Consider the following 2,608-nt stretch of genomic DNA (forward strand, 5'->3'; position numbering starts at 1 on the left):
GGTCAGCGGCACACAGTTTCCCCGCGCGGGTCCGGGTACGTCAGGGCAACAGGCACACACGCGAACGCCGTCCCGTGTTCGACGGGATGGCGCTCGTGGTGCCGCCGTAACCGCCTTCGCGGCGGGGCTCAGCGCGTGGCCAGCGCCGCCGCGATTTCCTGCTGGATCGCGCGTGCTGCGGCCTGCGGATCAGATGCCAGGCGGATCGGACGACCGACCACGATGGCATCGGCGCCATCGGCAAAGGCCTGCGCCACACCCACGGTGCGCTTCTGGTCATCGCCGACCGGGCCACCGGGGCGGATGCCCGGGCAGACAATCGAGAAACCGGCGCCGGTCGCGGCGCGGATCGGACCGGCTTCCTGGCCAGAGGCGATCACGCCGTCGATGCCAGCGGCCTGTGCGGCCAGCGCGCGTTCGACCACGACCTCCACCGGTTCGCGGTCGATGCCCATCTGCGCCAGGTCCGCGCGGCCCATCGAGGTCAGCACGGTCACCGCCAGCAGGCGCATGTCGCCGCTGTTGGCGGCTGCGCAGGCCTCCATCATCGCCGGGTGCCAGCCGTGGATGGTGGCGTAGCTGACCGGCCACTGCGCCAAGCGCTTGATCACCGCCGCGGCGGTGGCGGGGATATCGAAGAACTTGAGATCGACGAACACGCGCTTGTCGCGGCGTGCCAGCTCGTCCAGCACCTGGAAGTACTCGCCGGAGGCGAGCAGTTCCATGCCGATCTTGTAGAACGCCACGCTGTCGCCAAGGCGGTCGACCCACTCCAGCGCCTGCACGCGATCAGGCACGTCCAGCGCGAAGATCAGGCGCTCGTCGTCGCGCAGCGGCAGCGGGGCGCGGCTCACGGCGCGTAGTCCAGCGCGGCACGCTTGGCGTCATGACGGGCCTGCCGCGACTGCGAATAATCATTGTTGAACTGTGCCGGCTCAAAGCCGCCGTAGGTCGGGTTCGGCAGCATCCACCAACGCTCGCCGAACCAGTCGTGATACTGCTGCAGCAGCGCGTCGCGGCCATCATTGGTGTTGGCGGTCACTTCCACGAAGTCACCCAGCTGGTCGCCGAACTGCATCAGCACGCGGTACTTCTGGCCGGCCAGGCGGCGGCGGCAGTTCTTCTCGCTGCCGGCCTGCTCGCACCCTTCAACCACGGTGCCCAGACCGAGGAACACGCTGTCATCGGCCACCGGCAGGCCCTGCTCGCGCAGGTTGGCCAGGGTCGCGTCCTTCAGATGCACGGCACGGTTGGAGATGTACAGCAGGGTCACGCCCTTGGCGTTGGCAGCCTTGGCGAAATCGACCACGCCGGGAATGGCCTTGGCCTTCTTTTCGGCGACCCACTGGTCCCAGCTGAGTTCGTCGTATTCCTTGCCGTCACGCACCAGTCGAGCCTGGTAGGGCGAGTTGTCCAGTACGGTCTCGTCCACGTCCAGCACCACGGCCGGCTTCAGGCCCTTGGCCTCGTTGCCGCGCTCTTCCGGCACCAGCGCGTCCCAGTGGGCTTCCTTCAGCGCAACGTCCAGATGGTCAGCGGCGGCGCGGTAGGTCTGCTCGGTGATCGCCTTGTATTCCTGCGCGCGCTGCATCCACAGCACGGCATTGAGGTTGTCGTTGGCGGTCGCGTCGAGGGCACCGTCGGCCTTGGCGGCGGCGGCCGGGGCTTGCGGGGTGGCGGCTTCGGCAGGCGCTTCCACGCGCTTGCAGGCGGACAGGCCCAGCGCCGCGGTGGCGAGCAGGGTCAAGGACAAGGAAACGGGACGACGCATGGATTCACCGGCAATCAGATATACCGGCCCATTTTACCGGCAAAGGCGCCGCCGGGACGGCTATGCTTGGCGGTTGACACGTTGTCTTCCGGAAGCCGCCATGACCGACCCTGCCCAGACCCCCGACGTTCCGCTGCTGGATGCCGTACAGGCACGCCTGCTGGGCTGCCTGGTGGAGAAGGAAGCCACCACCCCGGACACCTACCCGCTGACCGTCAACGCCGCGCAATCGGCAGCCAACCAGAAGACCGCCCGCGAGCCGGTGATGAACGTGAGTGCCGGCAGCGTGGAGCATGCGCTGCGCCAGCTGGAGACCCTCGGTCTGGCCCGCCAGCACTTTTCCTCGCGCGCCGACCGCTACGAGCACCGCCTGCAGAGCGCACTGGACCTGACCCGGCAGCAGACCGTGCTGCTGGCTCTGCTGCTGCTGCGCGGGCCGCAGACCCTGGGCGAACTGGTCACCCGCGCCGAGCGCCTGCACCGCTTCGCCGATGCCGACGAAGCCCGCCACGCCATCGAGCGCCTGCAGCAGCGTGCCCTGCTGGTGGTGCTGCCGCGCGCCAGCGGCCAGCGCGAAGACCGCTACATGCACCTGCTGTGCGGTGAAGTGGACGGCGCGGCATTGGCAGCGAAGTACGCCAGCAGTGGCGGCGGTGCCGAGCCGGCCGACCCCGGCCTAGCCGAGCGCGTGGCGCAACTGGAAGCGGCGGTGGCCGAACTGCAGGCACAGCTGGCGGAGCTACGCGGCTGAAACAACCCAGTGGGGTCGTATCCCGCAACGCGGGCTCCGACCCCACTGGTACCCGCTAGTGCCGGCCGCTGGCCGGCATCCAGGCA

3 protein-coding genes are annotated in these 2,608 nt (G+C 68.9%); 1 reads left to right on the forward strand and 2 read right to left on the reverse strand.

The features are described 5' to 3' along the window. Window positions 1-128 precede the first annotated feature (128 nt). Both pyrF and AB4Y84_RS18910 read right to left on the reverse strand, forming a co-directional pair. Entirely contained in the window at window positions 129-854 is a 726-nt protein-coding gene (pyrF, locus tag AB4Y84_RS18905) for an orotidine-5'-phosphate decarboxylase (protein ID WP_336023033.1), read from the reverse strand. Next, window positions 851-1,771: a 5'-nucleotidase, lipoprotein e(P4) family gene (locus tag AB4Y84_RS18910; protein ID WP_100554315.1), complete on the reverse strand. Its 921-nt coding sequence runs from the start codon at window positions 1,769-1,771 to the stop codon at window positions 851-853. Before AB4Y84_RS18910 ends, pyrF begins: the two co-directional genes overlap by 4 nt. A gap of 100 nt (window positions 1,772-1,871) precedes the next feature. Here AB4Y84_RS18910 and AB4Y84_RS18915 point away from each other — a divergent pair, with 100 nt between their 5' ends. After that, a complete protein-coding gene (locus AB4Y84_RS18915; protein WP_080150241.1) occupies window positions 1,872-2,522 on the forward strand; it encodes a YceH family protein in 651 nt (216 codons plus the stop codon). Window positions 2,523-2,608: the final 86 nt, after the last annotated feature.

Source organism: Stenotrophomonas sp. 2YAF22 (assembly GCF_052114665.1).
Classification (GTDB): domain Bacteria; phylum Pseudomonadota; class Gammaproteobacteria; order Xanthomonadales; family Xanthomonadaceae; genus Stenotrophomonas; species Stenotrophomonas indicatrix.

Coding starts and splice junctions, on each gene's coding strand:
- AB4Y84_RS18910 (WP_100554315.1), bottom strand. CDS start 1,771: ATGCGTCGTCCCGTTTCCTTGTCCTTGACCCTGCTCGCCACCGCGGCG.
- AB4Y84_RS18915 (WP_080150241.1), top strand. CDS start 1,872: ATGACCGACCCTGCCCAGACCCCCGACGTTCCGCTGCTGGATGCCGTA.